This is a genomic window from Bradyrhizobium sp. 147 (genome assembly GCF_023073935.1).
Taxonomy (GTDB): domain Bacteria; phylum Pseudomonadota; class Alphaproteobacteria; order Rhizobiales; family Xanthobacteraceae; genus Bradyrhizobium.
In genome coordinates this window covers 1-24601 of the sequence record NZ_JADPKL010000022.1, presented here as the reverse complement: position 1 = coordinate 24601, position 24601 = coordinate 1, and the positions used below count along the sequence as shown (strand labels likewise).

The following is a 24601-nucleotide window of genomic DNA, read 5'->3' as shown; positions in this document are numbered from 1 at the left end:
TTTCCGGGTAAGCCCTTTGAACGAACTGGCCCTGAGTAGACCTTCGGAGGTGATGTCCCGGTACTCCGATTCGGCGAAGAACTTCGTCTCGACCCAAGTGGAAGTGATCCAAACAGTGTCTTAGCTTACGCTACGCCTTCGGGAGTCGATTACAGCACCGGCAATGCGGGGCTTCATCAAGCCCCAGCTTGCCACGCTAGAGGGCCTTTCGGCATGGTTCAGCTAGGGTGCCTATGAGCTTTTGACGTCCGGCAGGGACGGATGGCTCTGGAGATCGCGCTTGACCACCTTACCGAGCGCGTTTCGCGGAAATTCGTCTAGAAATACGACTGCCGAGAGCCTCTGCGTTTTTGCCAGTCGTTCGTTTGCCCATTCTTGAAGTGAGCCAACCTCGAGCTTGCTCTCGCGTTTTACGATAGCGAAGCCGATGGGCGTTTCTCCCCAGACCGGGTGGGGCACTCCGATGACGGTCGCTTCCAGAACATCGGGGTGCGCGCTCAGCGCCTCTTCGATGTCGGCCGGGTATATATTGAACCCGCCCGAGATGATCATATCCTTCTTGCGTCCGACGATATAGAGATAGCCCTCGTCGTCGAGCTTGCCCATGTCGCCGGAGCGAATGAACGATCGTCCTTTTTCGTCGCGCCAGACTATGGACTCGGTCTGCGCATCATTATTGTAGTATCCGCGCATCATCCACCCGCCGTAGAACGCGACCTCTCCGGTCTCGTCTCGCGCGACTTCTCGATCGTTGCCGCCCAGAATGCGAACATCATAGCCTGGGTTTGGTCGCCCGACCGATGACGGACGATCAACCATTTCTTCCGGCGAAATAATCGTGGCTCCGCCTTCCGAGAAGCCGTACAGCTCATAAAGCCGGGGCCCGAACGCAGATGTTATCTTGCGTTTGACATCTACTGTCATCGTCGAGCCCGCCGTCAGGCACATCTTGAGGCTGCTGAGGTCCGCCCGATGCAGCGCAGGTTCATCCAGCAGACGAATGTACTGGGTGGGCACCATAAAAACGTGCGTTATCTTACGCTCTTGAATCAAATCGAGGCAGTCCTTCGTTGAGAAGGACGGCATGATCACGATCTCGCCGCCTGTCATCAGGGCAGGCCACAGTGTGATCCAGCTGCCATTCGAGTAGATTGGCGTGGTGAGAAGGGTGCGCGCCGTCGAGCCGTAATTCATACCAATGGCGTAAGTCATGCCCATATTCTGACGAGCGCGATGAGAATAGGCGACGCCCTTTGGCAGCCCCGTCGTGCCGGAGCTGTAGCTGATGTTCATCAGATCGTCGAGTTCGAGCGCGACGTTCGGCTCGTCGTCCGGCGCGCCAGCCCACAACTCGCGGATGGATCGGCACCAGGACTTGTCCGCCATCGCTCAAACGCTGCGGCACCTGGACGCGGCGGAGGCCGGCTTATTTCCCGCCGCGTGGTGTTCATGAAGGGGACGGTGAGCGTCTTCAGTGCTGCGGCGCTCCGCCTGGCGGGCACTTTCCCGCGAGGTTGCGCAACAGCTTGGTTCGCGCCACATCTGCGTGCCGGAGGCGAAGTCGAGGGAAGGTGTGGCGCGTTCCGGATCAGGGCTGCGTTTGGCTAAATGAGCAACTCTCGGGCGATGACGACCCGCTGAATCTGGTTCGTGCCCTCAAATATCTGAGTTAGCTTTGCGTCGCGCATCATGCGCTCGACGGGATAATCCATGGTGTAGCCGTATCCCCCAAAGATCTGCACCGCATCCGTTGTCACCTTCATGGCCATGTCGCTAGCCACACACTTAGCCATGCTGGCGAGAACATTCAGGCGCTTCCAATCACTCGCGTCGCCGGCTCGTGCGCACTCATATACCAGCGCGCGCGCCGCCTCGATTTGCATCGCCATGTCCGCGAGTATGAATTGCACGCCTTGGAATTCCGAGATCGATTTTTTGAACTGCTTGCGCTCTTTCGCGTAGGCGACGCAGGCGTCGAGTGCGCCCTGAGCCAGTCCGACAGACTGGGCTCCAATGGTCGGCCGATTGAGATCGAGGGCGCGCATCGAGGCTCGAAAGCCCTTGCCTTCTTCCCCGACCAGATTTTCCAGCGGTACACGCACATTGTCGAAGAAGATCGGAGTGTTCGGCGCGCCCCGGAATCCCATCTTGCGCTCATGACGGCCAAAAGAGATCCCCGCCATCTTCTTCGGTTCGACAATGAAGGCGCTTATGCCGTCGGCGCCCGGACTGTCGCTGGTCCGTGCCATCACCACGATGTAGTCGGCGACCACTCCATAACTGCACCACTGCTTGCGGCCATCTAGGATATAGCAATCACCATCTTTCCGGGCGCGCGTTGCGATCGCGGTGACGTCTGAGCCGGCCTGCGGCTCGGAAATGGCAATTGCCGTGACGACACCGCCCTTGGCGATGATCGGCAGGTACTTTTTTCGCTGTTCCTCCGAACCGAAATGGAGCAGCGGCATAATGAACATCGTGTTCAGGCAGGCAATCGAAGCACAGGCCGGAGATATTCTCGAGATCTCCTCGCGCGCGATGCAGGCCATGGTGAGATTGCCATTTGGGCCGCCATATTGCTCCGGCACCCAGAGCTGCATCAACCCCATTTCGCCGAACAGCTTCACGAGCTCGGTCGGAAAGCGGTCGGTCTCGTCGATTTCGGCGGCGATCGGCGCCACATGCTTCTCGGCCATTTTGCGGACGGTGTCGCGGAAGGCGATCTGCTCCTCGGAAAAGCTCATGGACCCTCGTTGGTGGACATTTTTGAGTGAAAGCGAAAAAGGGCTTCCATTGAATGGGTGATCCATTTAATAATTCACCACATGGACACCAAGTCAAGCCCCCGCGCCGGTGCGCATTCACGCAATATTTCGTCCGGCAGGCGGGAGCGCCCGGCCGAACATCGGGCGACGGCAAGTCCCGCGCCGGCCCCCAGGTTCCGGCCGATCCATACGAGGCGGGCGTTCGAGGAGATCTGCGAACGCATTCGCGAGCAGCTGGCGCTCGGGTTGCTGAAGCCCGGCGACAAGCTGCCTCCGGAGCGCGATCTCGCTCAGCAGCTCGGTGTGAGCCGGAATGTCCTGAGGGAGGCGTTGCGCAGCCTCGAGATGGCCGGCGTGCTTCGATTGCTAAAGGGCGTCAAAGGCGGTGCCTTCATCCAGGAGGGCGACACCAGCCGCATGAACGACGTCATGCGGGACATGCTGAGCCTCGGCACGATTTCGGTCCGGGAGTTGTCCGAGGCGCGTGTCCACGTGCTCGACCTCGTCGTCGGTCTTGCGTGCGACCATGCACGTCAGTCCGATCTCGAGGCGCTGGAGGCCAACATCCGGCGAACCGAGCTTGCGACCAAGGAAGGGAGGCTGCTCGATCGGGTCGAATGCTCCCGCGAATTCTACAAGCTGCTGGCGGCTTCGACTGGAAACAAGGTCATCGCAATGATCATGGATGCCGTGACAGAAATTCACATGCGCTTTGTCTACGCCAAGGTGGCCTCGAGCGGCGTTGCGATGAGCCGGCTGGCTGAGCGGCGGCGGCAATTGCTCTCCGCCATAGCCGAACGAAACACCTCATCGGCGCGCCGCTTGATGCGCGCGCATCTCGAAGCTGTTCAGCGAATGCTCGAGCAGGACCCAGGCGCGATGTCGCTGCATGTCGCGCTGGCTGAGGTCCAGCCGGGCATGCGCCGCTAGCCGGGCTTGGAGCCAGCGGCCTGAGCTCAAACCACGACAACAACGGGAGGAACAAAGTGTCGAACTACGCGAAATATGAATGCCTCAAGGTCGACGTGTCGGAGAAGGTGGCGACGGTGACCCTGAACCGGCCGCAGTCGCGCAATGCGATCAATCAGAAGCTGATCCGCGAGCTGCGGACGATCTGGGACGACCTAGCCGATGACCATGCCGTTAGCGTCGTGGTGCTGACCGGTGCCGGCGATTTCTTCAGCGTCGGAGGCGACGTCAAGGCGATGTCGGAGCGCCCCGGCGGGGATGTCCTCGAGGAAGGCGAGGTGCATGATCCCATGATCAGCCGCCGCGGCGTTACCCGGCAGCTCGAGCTCGACAAGCCCATCATTGCGGCGATCAATGGCGATGCAATCGGGCTCGCTGCGACCCATGCGCTGCTATGCGACATCACGGTCATGTCCGAGGATGCGCGCATTGGGGACACGCACGTCTCGCGCGTCGGGCTGGTTGCCGGAGACGGCGGCACCGTGATCTGGCCGTTGCTGGTCGGCATCAACAAGGCCAAGGAGTTCTTGATCCGCGGCACGCTGCTCAAGGGCAGGGAAGCCGAACGGATTGGCCTGGTCAATCATGTGGTTCCTCGTGCTGACGTGCTGGGCAAGGCGCGGGAGATCGCCATTGAACTGGCGAACGGCCCAACCTGGGCGATCCGCTGGACCAAGCTGTCGATCAACCAGATCGTGAAGGATCGCGTGAACATGCTGCTTGAGGCGTCAATGGCGCTAGAGCAGGTCACGTTCGAGACAGCGGATCACAAGGAGGCAACCATGTCCTTCAAGGAGAAGCGCAAGCCGAGGTTCGGTCAGGCGTAGGCTCTCGCGATGGCGGCCTCCGGCATCGAAAGCGACAACGTTGCGGGCATGCTTCGCGATTCCTTGCGCGGGTTTCTCGAAGCGCATTGGCGCGCCGACTGCATGAAGGATGGTGCATCGCCGGACGCGATCACCAACATATGGGACAAGCTGGCCCGGCAAGGTGTCGCGGTTCTGGGCGCCGATCCGGGGGAGGGCGGCCTTCGCGAGATCCTGGCGGCGATGGAAGAACTCGGCCGCGCGGCGTGCCCAGCTCCGATGTGGTCTGCCGTGCTGGCCAATCTCGCGTTGTCGCATGCCTCTCCCGGTACAGGTGAGTTGCGAAAAGCGCTTCACGTGGGCGCGGCGCGTATTGTCTTTTCCTTCGCTGCGTTCGATTCCGATCCCGGTATCGGCTCGATCACGCTTCATGGCGAGGCGGCAACGGGATTGCTTCGGTTCGTCGAGGCGGCGGGTAGCGCTACGCACCTGCTCGCGCCAGTGGACGAGACACAGCTTGCGCTCGTCGACCTTCGGGCTCCCGGCGTTAATCGCATGCCGACGCGCGCGATGGGTACCTGGGGCAATTGGGAACTGACGCTCGATGCCGCGCCCGCAAAACTTGTTCCTGCTGCTGACATCAGCTTGAGCGACCTACGATCGATCGCCCGTCTGGCGCTACTGGCCCGCGCCCATGGTGCCGCGCGTCGTGCGTTCGAGCTAGCCGTGGCCTATGCCAGGGAGCGGCAGCAGTTCGGCCAACCGATCGGGCGGTTTCAGGCGATCCAGCACAAGCTAGCCAACTGCTTCATCGACCTCGAGGGCGTTCGCCTCGTTCTGCACCACGCGGCAAAGCTGCGGGACGAGAGCGACCACGACTGGGCGTATTTCTCCGATTGCGCCATGGCGTTCGCGGGCCCTTCTTTGCGACGCGTTTCGCTGGAGACGCAGCACACATTCGGTGCCATCGGCTACGCCGAAGAGCACGAAGCGCCTCTGCACTTCAAGCGCGTGCATTTGGACACCATAGCCCTTGGCGGCGCGGCCCATGCCAGACGAAGCCTCGCTGCCCATCTGTTCGACAATGGCGGTGCAGGGATGCCGCAATATGATCTTGGTCCCGCCGGGAACGAACTGCGCGAACATGTCAGGCGGTGGCTTGCGCGAAACTGGGCGGGCGGCAGAAAGGCCGCGTTTGACGCCAAACCGTTCGCAAAGCGCGAGTTCGACGCTGAGTTTGCTGCCGATATGGGAAGCACCGGCTGGATTGGGCTCGGCTGGCCCCAGGAGTTCGGCGGCCAGGCGCGTTCGCCGCTAGAGCAAATCGCCTTCATGGAGACCATGGAGCAAAACGAGGCTCCGCGCATCGGCGCGTCGATCCAGGCCAACGCCTTGATGATGTTCGGAACGCCCGAGCAACAGAAGAAATATTTGCCGGAAATTCTCCGCGGCGAGGCCATGCATGGGATGGGTTACAGCGAGCCGCAGGCAGGATCCGACCTCGCGGCGCTGCGGACCAGCGCAGTCCGCGACGGCGACCATTGGGTCATTAACGGCCAGAAGATCTGGACCACGACCTGGTGGGGAAAATACATGTTCCTGGCGGCGCGAACCGACAAGAACGCGAGGCCCCATGCCGGCATCAGCATGTTCATCGTGCCAATGAACACGCCCGGGATCACGATCCGGCCGGCAACCACCATGTACGATGGAACGTTCGCCAACATTTTCTACGACGATGTTCGCGTGCCCCTGGAGAACCTCGTCGGTGGTGAAAACGAAGGCTGGAAAGTCCTGACTGGAGCGCTTGCTTTCGAGCGCGGACTGGTCGGCGGCGGCATCGCGCTGAAAGTTGCGCATGCCTTTGAACAACTGCGCCAGCACGTCGTGGCCCGGCAGGAGTTGAGTGGAGATCCGATTGTCCGGGACCGCATGGCGGCGTTCGCCTGCGAAATCGAGATCGGCCGCCTGCTGATGATGCATTGCGCCGACCTTGCCGCCGACGGCATCACGCCGCCGGAATATGGCGCGATCAGCAAGGTCTTTTCCAGCGAGCTGATGGAACGCTTTGGCGAAGCCGCGCTCGACATGCTCGGCATGCGCGCGGCGCTGTCCGAACAGATGCCGGGCGCCATAGACAACGGCCGCTTAGAGCAAAACCTGCGTCATTCCCTGATGTGGGTGATCAGCATCGGAACGAACGAAATTCAGCGCAGCTTGATTGCGCAGCGTGCGCTTGGTTTACCTCGATAGGAACCGATGATGCAGGGCCAATCATTGAAATCACCACTCGAGGGCGTCCGCGTGCTGGATTTCTCCATCATGCTCGCCGGACCCTATTGCGCCCGGTTGCTGGCGGATGTCGGAGCCGAAGTGATCAAGATCGAGCCGCCGGAAGGCGAAGAGATGCGTCTGCGCGCGCCCCTTCGCGACGGCCAAAGCGCCTATTTCGGTCAGCTCAATGCCGGCAAGAAGAGCATCGCGCTGGACCTCAAATCGTCCGAGGCGATCAAGCTCGTGCATCGCATGGTCGAAAGCACGGATATTCTGGTTGAGAATTTCCGGCCCGGCGTCATGGAGCGCCTGGGTCTCGGATATGAGGCGCTTCGCAAGATCAATCCCCGTTTGATCTATTGCTCTATATCCGGTTACGGCCAGACCGGTCCGCAATCGGAACGTCCAGCCTATGCAATGATCGTTCATGCCGAGAGCGGCTTCGACCGCGCGCTGATGCGCTATGCCGGCGATCGCGACCGGCCGGCGGCGGGAGCGGTGTTCGTTGCCGATATTCTCGGTGGCGTTTTCGGCTTCTCGGCGATTCAAACCGCGATGGTGCAACGGGAGCGTATGGGAGCGGGGCAGCATGTCGATGTCGTTCTGATGGACTGCATGCTGAACCTTTTGGTGTATGAGCTGCAGGAAGCGCAGTTCTCGGCGCCGGTGGCACGCCCGACCTATGGTCCCGTGCGCGCCAAGGACGGCGATGTCCTGATCGCGCCGGTGTCGGCGCGCAATTTTGCGGCGCTTCGCGACCTGACGGGCCTACCGGAGCTTTCGTCCGACCCTCGTTTTGGCTCGGTGGCGACGCGTGGCGCGAACTGGAGCGCGATGATGCAGGTCGTCGAGCGGTGGACGATGCAGCACTCCGTAGATGAGTGCCTGGCAGCGCTCGATCGCGCCGGCATTCCGAGCGCCCGCTTTCGCGATCCCGCGGAAACGCTGGATGATCCGCAATTGTCAGCCCGAGGCGTATTCGCGCCGATCGCCGACGTCGCAGGCGAGTTCAAGGGCGTCAACGCGCCGTGGCGGATGTCGGGCGCGCAGACTGGAATCGGCCACGACATCCCCGCCGTCGGCGAGCACCGGGACGAGATTCTCGCGCGCGTGCTCGGCCTGTCCAAAAATGACATCGGACAGGCCGCTGCCGCCGGCGCATTTGGAAAAGGTGGGACGTCGCCGTGATGCGATGCTGTTAGCCGCGAATTTTTCTAACGCAAGATAATCAATAACAGCGTGGGAGGATCGACGTGAAGGTGCTACGTGTTCTGGCTTTCATATTCGGAGCGGCGATCCTCGTCGCGCCCGCCGCAGCGGACAATTATCCGTCGCGTCCGATCCGGCTCATCGTGCCATATCCCGCGGGCGGTTCGACCGACATCATGGCGCGTGCACTGCAGGAGCCCATGACAAAAATCCTCGGCCAGCCGATCGTCATCGACAATCGCGGCGGTGCGGCCGGCACAACCGGTTCCAACGAAGCGGCTCGATCGGATGCCGACGGCTACACGCTTCTGTTTGCCAACAATGGGCCGATTTCGATCGCGCCGTTGCTGCAGAAAGGCATCGATTTCGATCCGCTGAAGAGCTTTGCGCCGGTGTCGCTGGTCTCCACGGCGCCGCTGGTTCTGGTGGCAAGCGAAAAAGTGCCCGTAACCGACGTCGCCGGGCTGATTGCCTATGCCAAGGCGCAGAGCAAGCCGATGCTATATGCTTCCGCCGGACCAGGCTCGCTCGGGCATCTGAGCACCGAGCGCTTCCTCAATCAGGCAGGTCTGCAAATGGTCCACGTCCCATACAGAGGCCAGGCGCCGACGACGCTTGCGATCTTTGCCGGCGAGGTCGACATTCTGCTCACCACCACTTCCGATACGCTGAACGAGCACATCCGCTCCGGCAAGGTGAAGCTGCTCGGGGTTTCCTCGCCAGGTCCTTCGCCGGTTGCTCCCGGTGCGGCCTCCATCGGCAGTGCCTTGAAGGGCTATTCGGTCGAAACGTGGTTCGGCATTCTGGCACCTGCCGGCACTCCGCCGGACGTCGTGGCCAAGCTCAACGCCGCGCTTGGCACGGTCTTGGCGATGCCGCAGATACGGGATCGCTTTCTCTCCTATGGCGTCGAGGCCAGGGCCAGCACGCCTGCCGAACTGCACGCCCTGATCGCCGCCGAAATCCCGTCCTGGCGCAAGGTGATCGAGGAACGCAACGTCAAGACCGATAGCGGAGACGATGCTAGTCGAGAGTGATGTTGGCCTCCTTCACTACCTTCGCCCACTTGTCGACATCGGTACGGATGGTGGCCGCGAAAGCTGCCGGCGTTGAACTCTTCGGTTCGACGCCGAGCTTCTTGAGAGCCTCCTGCACGGACGGCGTCGCGACGGCGCGCGTGACCGCGTCGTTCAGCCTGGCCACGATCTCTGGCGGGGTGCCGGCAGGCGCGAGGATCCCAAACCACACCACCACCTGAAACCCGGGAAGCGCCTCGTTGATGCTCGGCATGTCCGGAAACAGCGGCGAGCGCTCCGCCGTGCTGATGCCGAGCGATTTGAGCATGCCGGCCTGGACCTGACCCATGCCTTCGAGCGGGGTGATGAAGTAGACCGAAACCTGGCCCGCCAGCGTATCGTTCGTTGCCGGTGCGCCCCCACGATACGGAACATGCTGCATTTCAATGCCGGCCTGACGGCGAAACAACTCCGCCGTGACATGAGAGGCCGATCCTTGCCCGACCGACGCATAGGTGAGGGCGTTGGGATCCTTCTTGCCGCGTGCGATCAGATCGGTGACGCTGCTGATCCCGGTCGACGGCGCCGTCACCAGCAGGAACGGCACGTCGACAACCTTCGAGATCGGCACGAAATCGCGGATAGGATCGTAGGCGAGCTTCTTGTAGAGGCTCGCGTTCAGCGCGTTCGGTCCGAGGTTGCCGAATACGATCGTGTATCCGTCCGGCGTTGCCCGAGCCGCTTCGGTCGTGCCGATGATGCCTCCCGCACCCGATTTGTTGTCGATGATGACCGGTTTGCCAAGGATTTCCGTGAGGGGTTGCAGGATGGCCCGCGCGAGAATGTCGGTGGAGCCGCCTGCCGGATAGGGCACGATCATCCGGATCGCACGCTCCGGATACCCCTCGGCCAGAACAGGGGCTGTGAATAGGAACGACAGCAACAGAACCAGCGCGCGCATCAGCACCTCCCCTCGACGGACGCTCTATGGCGCCTCGGAAATATTTTTAGTACGTATACGTATCGTATCGGCCAGGGGATTTCAACCACCATGGCCGGGCAAGCGGCGGTCTGGCAGCGGCTGCGGGCCTCAGGTGTCGGATTCGGGAGGGGGAGACTTCGCGATCGCCAGCATGCAACGCAGGAAATGAGCGCGGTCGTCCTGGCTCAAGGGAGCAAGCATGAGATCCTGCAGCCGAGCCGCGGCCGGAACCACGGCCATCAGCGCGCTGGTGCCCTTGGCAGTGATCTGGACCTGGATGGAACGGCGATCGCCGGGATGGCTCTTCTTGGAGATCAGCCTGCGCGCGGTCATCCGCTTCAGCATTTCGCTCAGCGTGTTCCGGTCGCAACTGATGCGTTCTGCAAGGGCCGATGCGGTCATTGGCCCCTCCTGCAGCAACGCCATCAGCACGCCGAACTGGCGGGGCGTGATGTCGGTTTGCCGCGTTACGCTCTGGTAGAGCCCGTCATATTTGGCTTCGAGCAGGCGCAGCAGAAATCCGATGCCGCTTTCCAGTCTCCACTGATGTGCCAGCGTGGCTACCGGATCTCCAGCTTCGTCCTTTTTGACTGACATGGCGCTTCGTTCCCCAACTGCTCCAGTGCAACAAGCGGTTAGCAGCTTGGCCGTGGCCTCTCAACCGCGGCGAATGGCGTTGCCGGCGGGCATCCGGATGATTGCCAGCGCCACGGCGATATGATACGCATACGTACTAAATGGCGGCTCGGAGAAGAGAGCCCCAGGGGAGGCCCTGCGTTGGATCTGCGCGCTCTGTTGTCGATTCCGTATCTGCTCGAGGCGGAAGCCGTCGAGACCGAGCCTGGAGAATGGCTCGTTCGCCTCGCTTATCCGGAGCTTCCCGGGTGCACCGCGGAAGGGGTCGTCGTTGAAGACGTGCTGAAGGATCTGGAGCGTCGGCGGATCGAAATGATCGTCAGGCTGGTCGAGGCCGGAAAGCTGCCGCCGATTCCGCGGCAGCCGCTTGCTTCATCCGACCCGTTATGGACGGCGCGCGATCTCGGATTGTCTGATCGGGTCATAGCCTTGCTGGATGCGAGAACGACCCAAAATCGAACCTGACAAAAAGCGATCGAGGAGAAAATCATGCTCTCGCACGAGGACAACGAGCGGCTGGTAAGAGTCGGCAAGGGCACTCCGCTGGGGGAGTTGTTCCGGCTCTATTGGATTCCGTTTCTGCCGTCCGCCGATCTGGCGCGCGATGGACAGCCGAAGCGCATCCGACTGCTTGGCGAGGATCTGGTGGCTTTCCGCGACACCGAGGGCCGCGTTGGTCTGGTCGACCAGGCCTGTCCGCACCGGGGCGCGCCGATGGTTTTCGCCCGCAACGAGGATTGCGGCCTGCGCTGCGTCTATCACGGCTGGAAGTTCGACGTGACCGGCGCGGTGATGGACATGCCGGCCGAACCGGTCCGCAGCCGGCTCAAGGAACGGGTGCACATCAAGGCCTATGCCTGCCGCGAGCGAAACGGAATGATCTGGGCCTATCTGGGGCCGGATCAGGCCGCGCCTCCGCCGCTGCCGAATGTCGAGTGGAATCTTGTCCCGGAGGAGCAGGTTCACATCTCGGTGCGGGTTCAGGAGTGCAACTGGCTGCAGGCCGTCGAAGGCGAGATCGATTCCGCGCATGCGCCGTTGCTTCACGGCCGTCTCGACGCGCAGGGCACCACCAGCGCGTGGATCCAGAAGCGCGACCTCCGCCCGACCTTCGAATGCGTCAGGCAGGATTTCGGCATGAGCATTGCGGCACGCCGGAACTACGACGCCAATACGCTCTACTGGCGCGTCAATCAGTTCATGCTGCCGTTCTACACGCTCGTTCCGCCGCTATCGCCGTTTCCCGATCTCAGCGGCCATGCATGGGTGCCCATCGACGACGAGAACACGCTCTGCATCATGTTCTCCTATCATCCCTCGCAGCCGCTGCTGGCCAAGACGCGCGAGGTCTTTGCGGAAGGGCACAAGGGCCGGGAGAGCGGCCACGCCAGCCGCCACGCGCTGGTCAAGCAGCCGGTGACGGTGCCGTACGCCGACTATTGGACGAAGTACAATCCGCAGAACGGATATCAATTCGACTACGAAGCACAGCGGACGACATGGTTTTCCGGTCTTCCCGGTCTTTGGGTCCAGGACGGCGCGTGCCAGAGCGGGGTGTCGCCGATCGCCGACCGCACCAAAGAGAATTTATGCTCCAGCGATACCGGCATCGCGATGACCAGACGGTTCATTCTGGAAGCACTCGGCGCCTATCGCGACCACGGCATCAGGCCGAAAGGTGTCGCCGATCCGGACGTGTTCATGGTCCGCGCGGTGTCCTTGCGGCTGCCGCCCGAGGACTCCTGGATCGATTCCGGCGCGCCTTTCATGCGGGCGAAGCTCGGCGCGGACTTCGGCTACGAGCTTTGAGCGCTTCGATATGGCTACCGACCTGCAGGAACTGCGAGTGAAGCGCATCGGCTATGAAGCCGAGACCATCAATTCCTATGAGCTGGTGCTTCCGGCGGGAGGCGACCTCGCACCCTTCACCGCCGGCAGCCACATCGATCTGCATCTGAAGAACGGCATGATCCGCAGCTATTCGCTCGTGAACGATCAGAGTGAACGGCATCGCTACGTCATAGCCGTCAACAAGGATGCTGCCGGGCGGGGCGGCTCGAGCTTCGTCCACGACACCTTAAAGGCCGGCGATATCGTTGCGGTCTCCTTGCCCCGAAACAATTTTGCGCTGCATGAGGATGCGGAATCTTCGCTGCTGATCGCAGGCGGCGTCGGCATCACGCCGCTGGTGTCGATGATCCAGCGCCTGCAAGCGCTGGGCCGCCCCTGGAAATTGTCCTACGCGGCAAGGACGCGGCGGGCTGCGGCATTTCTCGGCGAGCTCGGCGCCATCGGCTCTGACGCACAGCTCCATTTCCACTTTGACGATGAACATGGCGGGCGGCCCCTCGATCTTGCCGCCATCGTCGGAAATACGCCCGCCAGCGCGCATCTCTATTGCTGCGGCCCGGTGCCGATGCTGGAAGCCTTCGAGAAAGTCACCGCGGGCCGTCCGGCGGGGCATGTCCACATCGAGTATTTCCAGGCCAAACAAGCGCCGGCCGTCGACGGCGGATTTGAGGTCAGACTGGCGCGCAGCAATCGCACGATCGCGGTCGAGCCGGGCAAGACCATTCTAAATGCCGTTATCGATGCCGGCGTCATGGCCAATTACGCCTGTTCGGAAGGCGTTTGCGGGACCTGCGAAACGCGGGTGATCGAGGGAATCCCCGATCATCGCGACCTGTTCCTGAGTCCGGAAGAGCGGGCGGCGAACAAGACCATTATGATCTGCTGTTCGGGATCCAAGTCCGGCACGCTTGTGCTCGATCTTTGACCGGATCATCTCGAAACAAAGCCATATGGATGGAAAGATGCTGGATCGGATCGAAGCGGAGTTTCCGGAGCACACGCCCCGAACAACTGATGCGCCCAAGGCGCTTGCCGGGATCAGGGTCGTGGACTTCTCGCATTTCATTGCAGGGCCGTTCGCGACGATGATCCTGGCCGACATGGGTGCCGAGGTGATCAAAGTCGAGGCCCCTGTGCGTGGCGACGACCTGCGGCGCTACCCGCCAATTGATGCCAGGCTGAACTATGGTGCGCCGTTCCTGTGGACCAATCGCAACAAGCGAAGCGTGGCGATCAATCTGAAATCGCCCGAGGGCGTCGAGGTCGCACGGGACCTGATCCGCACGGCGGATGTTGTGGTCGAGAATTTCTCCACTGGGGTCATGGAGCGCTTCGGGCTTAGTTACGAGAGTTGTCGTCAGATCGCGCCATCGATCATCTATTGCTCGGTCTCCGCCTACGGCCGGGAAGGACCTTTCTCAGACCGGCTCGGCTTCGATCCCATCGCCCAGGTCGAGAGCGGGTTTGTATCCATGAACGGCTACGCGGACCGCGAGGGCGTGCGTGCACTGTCGCCGGTCATGGATATCAGCACGGCGATGATGGCCAGCAATGCCGTTCTCGGCGCACTTGTCGCACGCGAACGCACCGGCATGGGTCAGGCCATCGAGGTATCGCTGTTCGACACTGCCGTTCTGATGACCGGCTATGCGTCGCTGCAGCAGTTGTTCACCGGAACGGATCCGCAGCGCCACGGCAACACCAGTCCCGACACCTGCCCCTCGGGGGTCTTTCAGGCCGCCGATTCCACCTTCTACATCAACTGCGGCAACGACAAGATTTTCCAGCGCCTGATGTCGCAGGTGATCGATCGTCCCGATCTTGCATCGTCAGATCTCTATGCGACCGGAGCCGATCGCATTCGCCGGCGCGATGAACTGTTTGCGATCCTCCGCGAAACGTTCGCGCAGCATCCCTGGTCGCACTGGCAGTCGAAGATGCGCGCCGCGGCTGTGCCTTGCGGCAAGGTCCGGACCGTCGGCGAGGCGATCCGCTCTCCGGAAGCGCGCGAGCGCGGCATCGTCACGCGGATTCCTCATGATGAAGTGGGGTGGATACCGAACGTCAGCCTGCCGATCCGCTATTCGCAAACGCCGGTCGTCGATCCCGTAGCCGCTCCCGCTGTCGGCCAGCATACCGGGCAGGTGCTCCTCGATCTGCTTGGCTATGATGAAACGCGCCTCGCGCGGCTGGCCGAGGCTGGCGCTTTTGGTGCCGACGCCCTCCCGCGGGCGGTCAAGGCATGACCGCGCGGGCAATAGGCGAACGCACGCTGCGGGGCCGTGTTGCCGTGGTCGGCATCGGCGAGACGGATTACTATCGCCACGGCGCATCGCCCGACCCCGAATTCAAGCTGGCCCTCAAGGCGATCCTGGCGGCCTGCAACGATGCCGGGCTCGATCCGCGCGAGATCGACGGGTTCTCGTCGTACAGTGACGACCGCAGCGATGCGGCGCGCCTGGCGGCAGCGCTCGGCATACGCCGGCTGAGCACGACCACCATGCAATGCGGCGGGGGAGGTGGGGGCTGCTGCGCGGCGGTGGCCAACGCCGCTGCTTCGATCGTTGCTGGCCTTGCGGATTGCGTCGTGGTGTTCCGCTCGCTGGCGCAAGGGCAGTACGGACGCTTTGGACAAGCCGGCGATATCGGCACCATCTCCGGCGAGAGGGCGTATCTGATGCCGTATGGGGTGCTGGCGCCGCCGCAGCGCTTTGCGATGCGCGTGCGGCGCTACATGCATGAGCATGGCGTTCGGCAGGAAGCCATGCGGGCGATTGCGCTGGCCTCGTACCATCATGCGCAGTCGAACCCCCGCGCGGTGATGTTCGGCAAGCCGCTCGATCCCGAAAAGTACGACGCCTCGCGCTGGATTACCGAGCCGTTTCATCTTTTCGATTGCTGCATGGAGAATGACGGCGCCGCGGCGATCATCCTCGTGCCCGAGGAGCGGGCCGGCGATTTCCGTAACAAGCCCGCCTACATCCTCGGGGCGGCCACTGGCGCCGGATATCGCAGCGGAGCGATGCCGTATAATTCACCGCAATATGCCAGCGCCAGTTTCGAAACGCTCGCGCCGGCGCTTTACCGCATGGCGGGAATCGGCCCTGCCGATGTCGACGTGGTTCAAAGCTACGAGAATTTTACCGGTGGCGTGGTGATGGCGCTGGCCGAGCATGGCTTCTTCAAGCCCGAGGAGGCGAACGATTTTCTTGTGCTCGACAATCTGATTGCGCCCTCCGGGCGGCTTCCGCTGAATACCAGCGGCGGGAATCTCGCCGAATGCTACATGCACGGCTTCGAACTGGTGATCGAGGCGGTGCGCCAGATCCGTGGCCAATCGGTCAACCAGGTCAACCGCAACGACGTGGCGATGGTGATCGGCGGGCCGATGGTGACGCCGGCCAGCAACCTTCTCCTCGGCTCCGGAGCAACGCTATGAGCGACACTCCGCGCGCGGCCTATCTTCCCGAGGGACTGCCGATTCCGGTCCCCGAAAACGATGGATTATCGGCGCCGTATTGGGCGGGGTTGCAACAGAACCGCCTCTTGGTGCAGCGCTGTCCGCACTGCACGACGTGGCAGTTCGGGCCGGAGTGGCTTTGCCACCACTGCCATTCGTTCGACGTCGAATGGACCGAGGTCGAGCCGCGCGGCCGCATCTTCAGTTGGGAGCGGGTCTGGAGCCCTTCCCATGACGCATTGCGCGGGCGTGGACCTTACCTTGCTGTCCTGGTGGAGCTGCCGCATGCCGGAAATGTGCGCATGGTGGGGAATCTGCTCGGCGATCCCCTACAAGCCATCGCCATCGGTACTGATGTCGAGGGCGTCTTCGAGCATCACCATGACTCCATGCCGCGATATTCATTGCTGCATTGGCAAACCAGCGCATGAAGGCGGTGAGGTGAGGCCAACCGACGTCAGGCCGGCGCGCGCGAGCGACGGCGGGCGTCGCCGCGCAGCCGGACTTTCTCGGTATTCAGCAGGTGCTCGTTCAATTTGGTGAGATAGCTGCGCATCGTCTCACAAGCGCCCTTGGTATCCTTGGCCTTGATCTGCTCGATCAGCCGCAGGCGGGAGGCGATTACCGGGTCATGGGCGGGCGGTCCGGCGATCAGGACAAAGCGGCGGATCACGGATGCCATGGCTTCCAGAATCGCCGACAGCACTTGGTTGCCGGTCGAGTTTGCCAGCAAAGTGCTGAACTCGACGGCCTTCAACGTCCGCTCCTCGTAACGGCCTTGCCTCGTCAACTCGACGGTCTCGGCCACATTCCTGCTTAGCCGTTCGATGTCCGCGGGCTTCGCGCGCTCGCAGGCGGCGCGTACCACGGCGTCCATCACCATGAGCCTCGCTTCGAGCAACGTGGCCAGAGACACATGACCGAAGTCGAGCATGTCACGGAACGTCCGCGTGACCTGCCCGGCGCCGCTCCGGGTGATGAAAGCGCCACCCCGGCTGCCCTTTCGCATTTCGACGATGCCGGCGATCTCGAGGCTGCGGATGGCTTCGCGCAATGCGGTGCGGCTGACATCGAGCATCTCGGACAACTCACGCTCGGACGGCAGCCGGTCGCCGGCTTTCAGTTCGCCGCTGACGAGCTTGTCGCGGATCGCATCGCAGATCTCCTCGAAGATCCGGCGGGTCTTGATGGGACGGAAGGGCTTTCCGGCAGATCGGCTATCCCCGTGATCACCAGCCGATGGCGCCGGCGCGCCATCCGCTGTCTTTCGACCGGTACGCGGCTCTGGCCTGGATCGTTGTTGCGGCATGAGTCGTCCCTGGGGTTATCAGGTGTTCATCAGCCCGCACCCGCCGCTTTGCAAGAGCTTCGGCTGGCGGATCAGATAGATATGTGGAAACCGCCGTTGACCGCGATGTGTTGGCCGGTGATGTAGGAGGCGGCGTCCGAAAGCAGGAAACATACCGGCTGCACCACTTCTTCGGGCTGGGCCCAGCGCCCCATCGGAATGCGGGCCAGTATCCCGTCCCGGAACTTGTCGCCACGGATGGTTTCGGTCATGGGCGTTTCGACCACGCCGAAGCAGACTGAATTGGTCCGGACCCCGAACTTCGACCATTCCTTGGCCGAGGTCATCGTCATCCCCAGCATGCCGCTCTTGGCGGCGGCATAGTTGATCTGGCCCATCGCGCCGGCACGCCCTGCATCGGACGAGATATTGACGATGGAGCCGACGTTGGTCTCTCCGCCCTTTGCGCGTTGCAGCATGGTGCGTCCCACCGCCTGGGTCCACAGGAATGCTCCGGTCAGATGCACCTCGATGACCGCATTCCATTGCGCAAGCGTCATCTTCTCCGACATCGCCGGCCGGGTGATGCCGGCATTGTTGACCAGGCCATGGATCGCACCGAACCGCTCGACGATCTTCTTGACCGCATCCGTTGCGAACGCCTCATCCGTCACGCTGCCCGTGATGGTCATCAGTTGGCGGTCGGACGTGTCGTAGGTCGACAGCGTGTCGCGATTGAGGTCGATGGCAACCGCGTTGGCGCCGAGTTCTCGCGCCAGGTTGATCGTGGCTCGGCCGATGCCCTGGCCCGCACCGGTGACGACGACAGTCTTGCCTTCCAGGGAAACGATGTTGCGCATGGCTTTGCGTCCTCAAGCTTCAGATCAGGGCGAACATCGGCGCGAGTATGCCGTCAGCGCCTGGGCGAACGACCAGGCGGACGGCTGCGCCATTCGACAAGGCACTCGCCGGACTGTCGACTATTGATGTCATCAGCGTCGGGCCCTCGTCGAGCGTGACATAGGCAAGAACCGGCAGGTCCTTGGCCGAGCGCAGCACGCTGTAGGCGTAGATCGTTCCGGTGCCGCGGCTTTCCAGCCATTCGGTCGCGTCCGAAAAGCAGAACGGGCAGCCTGCGCGAGGATAGAAATGCGGTTGCCGGCAGTGCGTGCACGTTTTGATCAGCAGCTTCCCGTCGCGAAGGGCCTCGAAATATGGCTGGATTTCGGGATTCGGGAACGGTGCAGGGTTTTGCGACACGGAATTACTGCCTTTCCAGAATGACGGTGGCACTGCCATGGCGTGTTCCGAGCGAGCCGCCGGTGCCATGCGCCAGGGCCAGCGCGCAGTTGGGCACCTGCACGGCGGGATGGGCCTCGCCGCGCAACTGACGGACAGCCTCGAGCACTTTTGTCATGCCGCCCCGATTGCCCGGATGGTTGTTGCAAAGGCCGCCGCCGTCGGTGTTGAAGGGCAGCTTGCCATGTCCCGAGATCAGATTTCCGTCGGCCACGAAGCGGCCGCCTTGGCCTTTGGCACAGAAGCCGAGATCCTCCAGCGTCATCAGCACCGTGATGGTGAAGCTGTCGTAGATCGAGGCGTACTGGATATCTGATGGATGGACGCCGGCCTCTTCAAATGCGCGCGGTCCCGACCAGACGGCGCCGCTGTAGGTAAGATCAATCCTGCCACCGGCGGAATGCTTGATTGCCTCGCCGGCCCCACGAATGCTGACGACCGGTCTTTTGAGGCTTCGCGCGACTTGCGGGGCGACGAGGACGATCGCGCCACCGCCGTCGCTGATCACACAGCAGTCGAGGCGATGCAGGGGATCGGCCACCATCGGAGAATTCAGCACGTCCTCGACTGTCACGACGTTCCGCAGCATGGCGTGTGGATTGTGCTGAGCGTGATGGGATGCCGCGACCTTGATCCAGGCGAGTTGTTCCGATGTGGTTCCGAACTCGTGCATGTGACGATTAGCGGCTGCGCCGTACATCGTCGCGATCACGGGATTGAAGGGTGCCTCGAACGGTGCATCTGCCGTTGCGCCCGCTGCCGGACGGACCTGGTTTTGGCCGGCGGCGCGGGGCCGGCCTGCCAAGGTGATCAGTGCGACGCTGCATTTTCCGAGCGCGATCGCGGCCGCGGCATGGCCGACCGCCAGAACATAGGCGGAGCCGCCGGTATCCGTCGAATCGACATGACGCGGCTTGAGGTTGAGGTATTCGACCATGTTCATAGGACCAAGCCCGGGCGCATCGCCGGCGCAGAAATAGCCGTCCACGTCGTCTTTGCTGAGGCCTGCGTCGGCAAGCGCGCCGCGCGCGACTTCGGCGTGGATCTGGGCGAGCGACAGCCCGTCGGCCTTCCGTGTCGGGTGCTCGTAGATACCGGCGATGCAGGCCTTGCCCCGAATGCTCAAGGGTAGCTCCTTGGTCTATTGATCTAATGGTCAGTCCATTATATTGATGCCGATGTCAAGTTGGGCGGAGACCCGCGGACGGAGGAAATGTGAGCGACGAAACAGCGATGATCATCGTCGGTGAACGCACCCGCTCGAAGCCCGAACTGCTGGCGCGCGGCCGCCGGGCCGCCGCCGGCCTTGCGAGGCTCGGCGTTCGCGAAAATGACGCCGTGGCGCTGCTGCTGCGAAACGATTTTGCCTTTCTCGAAGCGACCCATGCCGCGAATGCCATCGGTGCCTATGCGGTGCCGTTGAACTGGCACGCAAGCCCCGACGAAATCACCTATATGTTGGGAGACTCGAAGCCGAAGGTGCTCGTCGTTCACGCCGACTTGCTTGAGCCGGTGCGCCGGATCGTTCCGGCAGCATGCGATATCCTCGTCGTGTCGAGCGCAGACGCTGGCAATCCCGTCGCAGTGCGGGACGGCGATCAGGATTGGGACCGCTGGCTGGACGCACAGCCGGAATGGGACAGGCCGCCGCTGCCGCCGCGCGCGTCCTGGATCTATACCTCCGGAACGACGGGCCGGCCCAAGGGCGTCCGGCGCGAACCGGCAACGCCGCAACACGCCGCCGCGATGCGCGATCTGTTCCGTGTCGTCTATGGATGCCGTGAAGGAATGCGCGCATATGTCGGCGGACCGCTCTATCATGCCTCGCCCAACGCCTTCGCGCGGCAAGGCCTGGCGCTGGCCGACACGCTTGTGCTGTCACCGCGCTTCGATCCCGAAGAACTGCTCCGCCAGATCGACCGCCACCGTTTGACGACGCTGGTGATGGTGCCGACGTTCTTTGTGCGGCTACTCAAGCTTCCGGAAGAGGTGCGGCGCAAATACGATGTGTCCTCGCTTGAACTGGTGCTGCACACCGGCGCGCCGTGTCCGCCGGACGTCAAGCGGGCGATGATCGCCTGGTGGGGACCGGTCCTCGTCGAAACCTACGGCGGCTCCGAAACCGGCGTTGCCACGATTTGCACGTCGCAAGACTGGCTCACCAGACCCGGAACGGTGGGGCGTGTCGCTCCCGGCGGCACGATCAAGATATTCGACGAGCAGCGCCGCGAACTGCCGCCGGGCGTCAGCGGCGAGATCTACGCACGCTCGCCGGCCTATCCGGATTTCAACTATCACGGCCGCGATGATGACCGCCGTTCTGTGGAAATCGACGGCCTGATCACCTGCGGCGATATCGGCTACCTCGACGCCGACGGCTATCTGTTCCTCAACGACCGCAAACGGGACATGATCATCTCTGGCGGGGTGAACATCTATCCTGCCGAAATCGAAGCGGCGCTTCAAAGCTGTCCGGGCGTCCAGGACTGTGCGGTTTTCGGCATTCCCGATGCAGAGTTCGGCGAGCGCATCTATGCGGCGGTTCAACGCGACGCGGGCGCGGTGCTGACTGAAGACGATGTCAGGAATTTCGTCCGTGAACGCCTGGCGGCCTTCAAGGTGCCGCGCGAGGTGGTTTTCCACGACACGTTGCCGCGCGAAGAGAGCGGCAAGATCTTCAAGCGAAAGCTGCGCGAGCCGTTCTGGGCCGGACGTTCAACACGAATCTGAGAGGGGCCATGCTTACGCGACGTTCACTCATGCGAGGCGCCGCCGGCGTTGCAACACTCGCCGCGACGCCTGTGCTGGCACAAACAGCGGCCTGGCCCAGCCGGCTGTTGAAGATCATCGTTCCGCTGCCGCCGGGCGGCGTGATGGACGGCTTGACGCGCGTCGTGGCCGACCGGCTGGCGCCGCGCCTGGGCCAGTCCGTGATCGTGGAAAACAAGCCGGGCGCCAACGGCATGATCGCTGCGAGCGCGGTCGCGGGGGCGGACCCCGACGGCTACACCATCCTCTCCACCATGAGCTCGATCGTCCAGAACGTATCGCTGCACAAGTCACCGAGCTACAAGATGTCCGACCTGTTGCCGTTGGCGCCTCTCGGACGCTTGCCGATCGCGTTCATCGTGCCAAAGACGCTCGGCGTTACGACATTGCGGGAATTCGTCGAGAAGGCCCGCACCAGCGCCAAACCCCTGAGTTACGGAACCTACGGCCTTGGTTCGAGCGCGCATATCATCGGCGAAGTGCTGATGAAGAACACCGGCATCAAATTGCTCCAGGTGCCGTATCGCGGTGAGGCGCCGGCGCTGACTGCGATCCTCGCCGGCGAGGTGGACAGTGCGTTCGTGTCAGTCGGCGGCGCAGTGGCTCAGGCGGAGAACGCGCGGGCGCTGGCGATCGCCAATCCGGCGCGTATGAAGCGCTATGCCGATATACCCACTTTTGACGAGGCAGGATTTCCCGTGCTCGGCCTGACCGGGTTTAGCGGCTTCTTCGCACCGGCGGCCGTGCCCAAGCCCGTTGCTGATCGGCTCGCCAGGGAATTGCGGGCAATCGTCGCGCTGCCCGATGTGAATTCCAGGCTGCTCGATCTCGGGTTTGAGGATATGAGCGACATCGCCGATTTTGCGGGCTTTGTCGACGATGAGGTCAAGCGATGGGCCTCCGTCATCCACGAATTCAATATCAGCATCTAGGATATTCCGGTGGCCATCAACCTCGAGGCGCTCCAGGCGCTGGAAATCACCGACATGCGGTTTGCGTATGGGGAGCGCGAGACGATGTTGTACGCGCTCAGCGTCGGCATGGGACGCGATCCGCTCGACCTGCGCGAACTGCCGTTCGTCTACGAAGGCGACGCTCTGCAGGCGGTTCCCACGATGGCGGTGGTGCTCGCATCGACCGGAATAATTCGCAAGACCGGCGTCGACTTCACCAAGGTTCTGCATGGAGAGCAACGGCTCACCCTGCATCGTCGGCTGCCGGTCGCAGGCGAACTGCTGGCGAATTCACGCGTCGCGGCCGTCTATGACAAGGGCGCCGCCAAGGGCGCCGTATTGCTGCTCGAAACGACCGCGCGATCGGCAGCAGACAATGCGCCACTGTTTACGTTCCTCATGACGATCTTGGCGCGCGGTGACGGGGGATTCGGCGGACCGCAAGGATCGGGCCCCGAGCCGCATCAGTTGCCGGACAGGGCGCCGGACCAGACCGATATGTTCGAGACGCGCCCGGAGGCGGCGCTGCTCTATCGTCTGAACGGAGATCGCAACCCGCTTCACGCCGATCCGAGGGCGTCGCGCCGCGCGGGGTTTGCACGACCGATTCTTCACGGGCTCGCGACTTACGGGATTGCCTGCCGCGCCGTATTGCGGGACGTCTGCGACTGCGACGCGGGGCGGATCAAGTCGTTCGATGCCCGCTTCTCCGCGCCGGTCTATCCAGGCGATCGCATCGTGACCGACATGTGGACTGACGGCGATGTCGTGTCGTTCAGATGCCGCGTCCCCGATCGCGACGTGATCGTCCTCAACAACGGGCGATGCCTCGTGAGAGCCCGATCATGATTGTCGGAAGCACTGATTGGGTCCAGCTATTGCGTGTCATTCCGATGTAGTTCGCGCGACGTGCGGTCGGAGCATGCGTCGGGTTCTCCTCACGATTCGAGGATCTTGTCGAGCTCTTCGAGGGACGGACGTCGATCGCGCTCGCGGCTCTTTCCTGCAATACCGAGACGCCTCGCCACTACGAAGGCATCCTCATTGCGGTCTGATCAAGCGGACATGCCCATGCCGGCTTGGCCACGGCAAAGACTGCCCCCAAACGTGAAAGGTAGTTACCAACCGTTGACGGAGCGACGTTGACTATCAGTTCATTTGCAAGCGCTACGACGTCGGTGCTCGTGATTTCCGAACACCTCTTATTTGCCATGTCGTAGTTCTTGATCGCTCGCAGAACCTGCGCCTTGGTCCGACCGATTTCCTTCTCGCTCTCGTCAATGTACCGGTCGATGACGACGGACAAGGGCGGGTCGCTCGTCGCCAGCTTCGCGCGCTCGATCGCGCCGGGTTTTGATAGTTCCTCCTCGCGGCGGGCGATCCAGCCAGCGGCGGCCGGCCGGCCATCGAATGTCTCTGTCTCGCGATGGATCACCTTGCCCTCGCGCTTGATGATGATCTTTGCCATATAGGATTTGCCGCCCTTCTTCCGGGGGCGCTCGACCATCGTTCCCATTTCGGTATCACAAGGCTCCTGTCGGGGTCACAATGTGATACTAGCGGGCAAGGAATGCGCGGCGATGTAGGCAAATTCACAACGATACGCAACGCATTGCGCAACGATCTCAACGGAATATGTTAGAAAAAACAACCAAAACAGTGAGTTGCGAGCGGTGGCGTTTCGCGGTGGCCCCTATGATGGATTGGAGCGAGAGTTCAAATTTCTCAATTGGTTAGACGGTGGCGTGTGCACGACGTGTGCACCGGTAGATGTAGAAAAATCTGGCGACGGCCAACGTGAGCAAGCCTTTCCGCAGCGGGCGGGTCGGCCTGCGGTGGCGCACGGGCACGACAAACTTTTAAAAACTAGGGAAGCTGGCGAGTGCTGATAAGCAATGTCGGCGGTGGAAGCTGACATCTTCGCCTACCTTGCTTGGTAGCGTCCCAGCCGGGGCTCGACGAGGCGCGCGATCTCTCCGCGTTTGATACCCGACTCCGCTCTCCGGGCTCGTCAGAAAGCCATTGCCAACCGCTTTTCCGAACCAAGCGGCTGCTACGGCTGCTCTCGCCGTTTAGTTTACCCCACGTTGGAGGGTGCAGATCAGCTGCATTAGGCAGTTGATGAACTCGCTGTTGAGCGCGAGCCCCATTGCTGCATACGTGACGCTAGTCTAGTTCGTTAGGCTTCACTAAAGGAAACGCTACTTGTCCGTTCTGAGATCCGCTGTGTTTCGGCATGGAATAAGGACCCCGTTTTCGGGGTGATCGGCATCCAATCGGGACCCCGGGATAAGGGTCCACAGTGGCTTCCATCGAGTCATGGA

The 24601-nt window shown here is 62.3% G+C and carries 23 protein-coding genes; 14 read left to right on the top strand and 9 right to left on the bottom strand.

All coding sequences use genetic code 11. From position 1 onward, the window contains the following. Positions 1-231: 231 nt before the first annotated feature. Together IVA87_RS05230 and IVA87_RS05225 are read right to left on the bottom strand one after the other, a co-directional pair. Positions 232-1386 (bottom strand): fatty acid--CoA ligase family protein, encoded by a 1155-nt coding sequence (locus tag IVA87_RS05230; protein ID WP_247332926.1) that lies wholly within the window; start codon positions 1384-1386, stop codon positions 232-234. A gap of 218 nt (positions 1387-1604) precedes the next feature. Beyond that, positions 1605-2744 carry an acyl-CoA dehydrogenase family protein gene (locus IVA87_RS05225; RefSeq protein WP_247332924.1) on the bottom strand — a complete coding sequence of 380 codons (1140 nt, stop codon included), beginning with the start codon at positions 2742-2744 and terminating at the stop codon, positions 1605-1607. 81 nt (positions 2745-2825) lie between these two features. Here IVA87_RS05225 and IVA87_RS05220 point away from each other — a divergent pair, with 81 nt between their 5' ends. The 5 genes from IVA87_RS05220 to IVA87_RS05200 all read left to right on the top strand — a co-directional run bounded on the left by IVA87_RS05220 (position 2826) and on the right by IVA87_RS05200 (position 9060). Continuing rightward, complete coding sequence (locus IVA87_RS05220) at positions 2826-3695, top strand: GntR family transcriptional regulator (protein ID WP_247332923.1); 870 nt, start codon at positions 2826-2828, stop codon at positions 3693-3695. A 56-nt stretch (positions 3696-3751) separates the two neighbouring features. After that, the gene (locus IVA87_RS05215; protein WP_247332922.1) at positions 3752-4561 is read left to right on the top strand and encodes an enoyl-CoA hydratase-related protein; all 810 of its coding nucleotides are present in this window, start codon (positions 3752-3754) and stop codon (positions 4559-4561) included. A 9-nt stretch (positions 4562-4570) separates the two neighbouring features. Beyond that, positions 4571-6793, top strand: a complete 2223-nt coding sequence (locus IVA87_RS05210) for an acyl-CoA dehydrogenase (RefSeq protein ID WP_247332921.1) — start codon at positions 4571-4573, stop codon at positions 6791-6793. Between the two features lie 24 nt (positions 6794-6817). Beyond that, positions 6818-8002, top strand: a complete 1185-nt coding sequence (locus tag IVA87_RS05205; protein ID WP_346657718.1) for a CoA transferase — start codon at positions 6818-6820, stop codon at positions 8000-8002. 65 nt (positions 8003-8067) lie between these two features. After that, a complete protein-coding gene (locus tag IVA87_RS05200) occupies positions 8068-9060 on the top strand; it encodes a tripartite tricarboxylate transporter substrate binding protein (RefSeq protein ID WP_247332919.1) in 993 nt (330 codons plus the stop codon). Here the strand turns inward: IVA87_RS05200 and IVA87_RS05195 are convergent. Continuing rightward, positions 9047-10000, bottom strand: coding sequence for a tripartite tricarboxylate transporter substrate binding protein (locus IVA87_RS05195; RefSeq protein WP_247332955.1), 954 nt, complete (start codon positions 9998-10000; stop codon positions 9047-9049). The genes IVA87_RS05200 and IVA87_RS05195 overlap by 14 nt on opposite strands. A gap of 129 nt (positions 10001-10129) precedes the next feature. Further along, positions 10130-10618 (bottom strand): MarR family transcriptional regulator, encoded by a 489-nt coding sequence (locus IVA87_RS05190; RefSeq protein ID WP_247332918.1) that lies wholly within the window; start codon positions 10616-10618, stop codon positions 10130-10132. A 180-nt stretch (positions 10619-10798) separates the two neighbouring features. On the opposite strand from IVA87_RS05190, the gene IVA87_RS05185 reads away from it, so the two are divergent. The 6 genes from IVA87_RS05185 to IVA87_RS05160 are packed head-to-tail and all read left to right on the top strand — an operon-like array spanning position 10799 to position 16399. Further along, positions 10799-11122 (top strand): hypothetical protein, encoded by a 324-nt coding sequence (locus IVA87_RS05185; protein WP_247332917.1) that lies wholly within the window; start codon positions 10799-10801, stop codon positions 11120-11122. A gap of 24 nt (positions 11123-11146) precedes the next feature. Beyond that, a complete protein-coding gene (locus IVA87_RS05180; protein ID WP_247332915.1) occupies positions 11147-12466 on the top strand; it encodes a Rieske 2Fe-2S domain-containing protein in 1320 nt (439 codons plus the stop codon). A gap of 10 nt (positions 12467-12476) precedes the next feature. Continuing rightward, positions 12477-13433: a PDR/VanB family oxidoreductase gene (locus tag IVA87_RS05175; RefSeq protein WP_247332913.1), complete on the top strand. Its 957-nt coding sequence runs from the start codon at positions 12477-12479 to the stop codon at positions 13431-13433. Next, positions 13417-14754, top strand: coding sequence for a CoA transferase (locus IVA87_RS05170; RefSeq protein WP_247332912.1), 1338 nt, complete (start codon positions 13417-13419; stop codon positions 14752-14754). The genes IVA87_RS05175 and IVA87_RS05170 overlap by 17 nt, the downstream gene beginning before the upstream one ends. Then, entirely contained in the window at positions 14751-15947 is a 1197-nt protein-coding gene (locus IVA87_RS05165) for an acetyl-CoA acetyltransferase (RefSeq protein ID WP_247332911.1), read from the top strand. The genes IVA87_RS05170 and IVA87_RS05165 overlap by 4 nt, the downstream gene beginning before the upstream one ends. Next, positions 15944-16399 carry a zinc ribbon domain-containing protein gene (locus IVA87_RS05160; RefSeq protein WP_247332910.1) on the top strand — a complete coding sequence of 152 codons (456 nt, stop codon included), beginning with the start codon at positions 15944-15946 and terminating at the stop codon, positions 16397-16399. Before IVA87_RS05165 ends, IVA87_RS05160 begins: the two co-directional genes overlap by 4 nt. A 26-nt stretch (positions 16400-16425) precedes the next feature. Here the strand turns inward: IVA87_RS05160 and IVA87_RS05155 are convergent, their stop codons facing one another. The 4 genes from IVA87_RS05155 to IVA87_RS05140 form a co-directional block, all read right to left on the bottom strand. Beyond that, a complete protein-coding gene (locus IVA87_RS05155) occupies positions 16426-17277 on the bottom strand; it encodes a GntR family transcriptional regulator (RefSeq protein WP_247332909.1) in 852 nt (283 codons plus the stop codon). A 71-nt stretch (positions 17278-17348) separates the two neighbouring features. After that, positions 17349-18116, bottom strand: a complete 768-nt coding sequence (locus IVA87_RS05150; RefSeq protein WP_247332908.1) for an SDR family oxidoreductase — start codon at positions 18114-18116, stop codon at positions 17349-17351. 19 nt (positions 18117-18135) lie between these two features. After that, complete coding sequence (locus IVA87_RS05145) at positions 18136-18516, bottom strand: zinc ribbon domain-containing protein (protein ID WP_247332907.1); 381 nt, start codon at positions 18514-18516, stop codon at positions 18136-18138. Between the two features lie 4 nt (positions 18517-18520). Then, positions 18521-19681 carry a thiolase domain-containing protein gene (locus tag IVA87_RS05140; protein ID WP_247332906.1) on the bottom strand — a complete coding sequence of 387 codons (1161 nt, stop codon included), beginning with the start codon at positions 19679-19681 and terminating at the stop codon, positions 18521-18523. Positions 19682-19770: 89 nt separating this feature from the next. Between IVA87_RS05140 and IVA87_RS05135 the strand changes: the two genes are divergently transcribed. The 3 genes from IVA87_RS05135 to IVA87_RS05125 are packed head-to-tail and all read left to right on the top strand — an operon-like array spanning position 19771 to position 23126. Beyond that, a complete protein-coding gene (locus IVA87_RS05135; RefSeq protein ID WP_346658339.1) occupies positions 19771-21285 on the top strand; it encodes an acyl-CoA synthetase in 1515 nt (504 codons plus the stop codon). A gap of 29 nt (positions 21286-21314) precedes the next feature. Next, a complete protein-coding gene (locus tag IVA87_RS05130) occupies positions 21315-22256 on the top strand; it encodes a tripartite tricarboxylate transporter substrate binding protein (RefSeq protein ID WP_247332904.1) in 942 nt (313 codons plus the stop codon). A gap of 9 nt (positions 22257-22265) precedes the next feature. After that, on the top strand, positions 22266-23126 hold the full coding sequence (locus tag IVA87_RS05125) for a MaoC/PaaZ C-terminal domain-containing protein (protein ID WP_247332902.1): 861 nt from the start codon (positions 22266-22268) through the stop codon (positions 23124-23126). 178 nt (positions 23127-23304) lie between these two features. Here the strand turns inward: IVA87_RS05125 and IVA87_RS05120 are convergent, their stop codons facing one another. Then, entirely contained in the window at positions 23305-23793 is a 489-nt protein-coding gene (locus tag IVA87_RS05120; RefSeq protein WP_247332900.1) for a hypothetical protein, read from the bottom strand. Positions 23794-24601 lie beyond the last annotated feature (808 nt).

What these genes read in the sequence shown, in the direction of transcription:
- IVA87_RS05230 (WP_247332926.1), bottom strand. Translation starts at nt 1,386, where the DNA reads ATGGCGGACAAGTCCTGGTGCCGATCCATCCGCGAGTTGTGGGCTGGC.
- IVA87_RS05225 (WP_247332924.1), bottom strand. Translation starts at nt 2,744, where the DNA reads ATGAGCTTTTCCGAGGAGCAGATCGCCTTCCGCGACACCGTCCGCAAA.
- IVA87_RS05220 (WP_247332923.1), top strand. Translation starts at nt 2,826, where the DNA reads ATGGACACCAAGTCAAGCCCCCGCGCCGGTGCGCATTCACGCAATATT.
- IVA87_RS05210 (WP_247332921.1), top strand. Translation starts at nt 4,571, where the DNA reads ATGGCGGCCTCCGGCATCGAAAGCGACAACGTTGCGGGCATGCTTCGC.
- IVA87_RS05195 (WP_247332955.1), bottom strand. Translation starts at nt 10,000, where the DNA reads ATGCGCGCGCTGGTTCTGTTGCTGTCGTTCCTATTCACAGCCCCTGTT.
- IVA87_RS05190 (WP_247332918.1), bottom strand. Translation starts at nt 10,618, where the DNA reads ATGTCAGTCAAAAAGGACGAAGCTGGAGATCCGGTAGCCACGCTGGCA.
- IVA87_RS05180 (WP_247332915.1), top strand. Translation starts at nt 11,147, where the DNA reads ATGCTCTCGCACGAGGACAACGAGCGGCTGGTAAGAGTCGGCAAGGGC.
- IVA87_RS05175 (WP_247332913.1), top strand. Translation starts at nt 12,477, where the DNA reads ATGGCTACCGACCTGCAGGAACTGCGAGTGAAGCGCATCGGCTATGAA.
- IVA87_RS05165 (WP_247332911.1), top strand. Translation starts at nt 14,751, where the DNA reads ATGACCGCGCGGGCAATAGGCGAACGCACGCTGCGGGGCCGTGTTGCC.
- IVA87_RS05160 (WP_247332910.1), top strand. Translation starts at nt 15,944, where the DNA reads ATGAGCGACACTCCGCGCGCGGCCTATCTTCCCGAGGGACTGCCGATT.
- IVA87_RS05155 (WP_247332909.1), bottom strand. Translation starts at nt 17,277, where the DNA reads ATGCCGCAACAACGATCCAGGCCAGAGCCGCGTACCGGTCGAAAGACA.
- IVA87_RS05150 (WP_247332908.1), bottom strand. Translation starts at nt 18,116, where the DNA reads ATGCGCAACATCGTTTCCCTGGAAGGCAAGACTGTCGTCGTCACCGGT.
- IVA87_RS05130 (WP_247332904.1), top strand. Translation starts at nt 21,315, where the DNA reads ATGCGAGGCGCCGCCGGCGTTGCAACACTCGCCGCGACGCCTGTGCTG.
- IVA87_RS05120 (WP_247332900.1), bottom strand. Translation starts at nt 23,793, where the DNA reads ATGGGAACGATGGTCGAGCGCCCCCGGAAGAAGGGCGGCAAATCCTAT.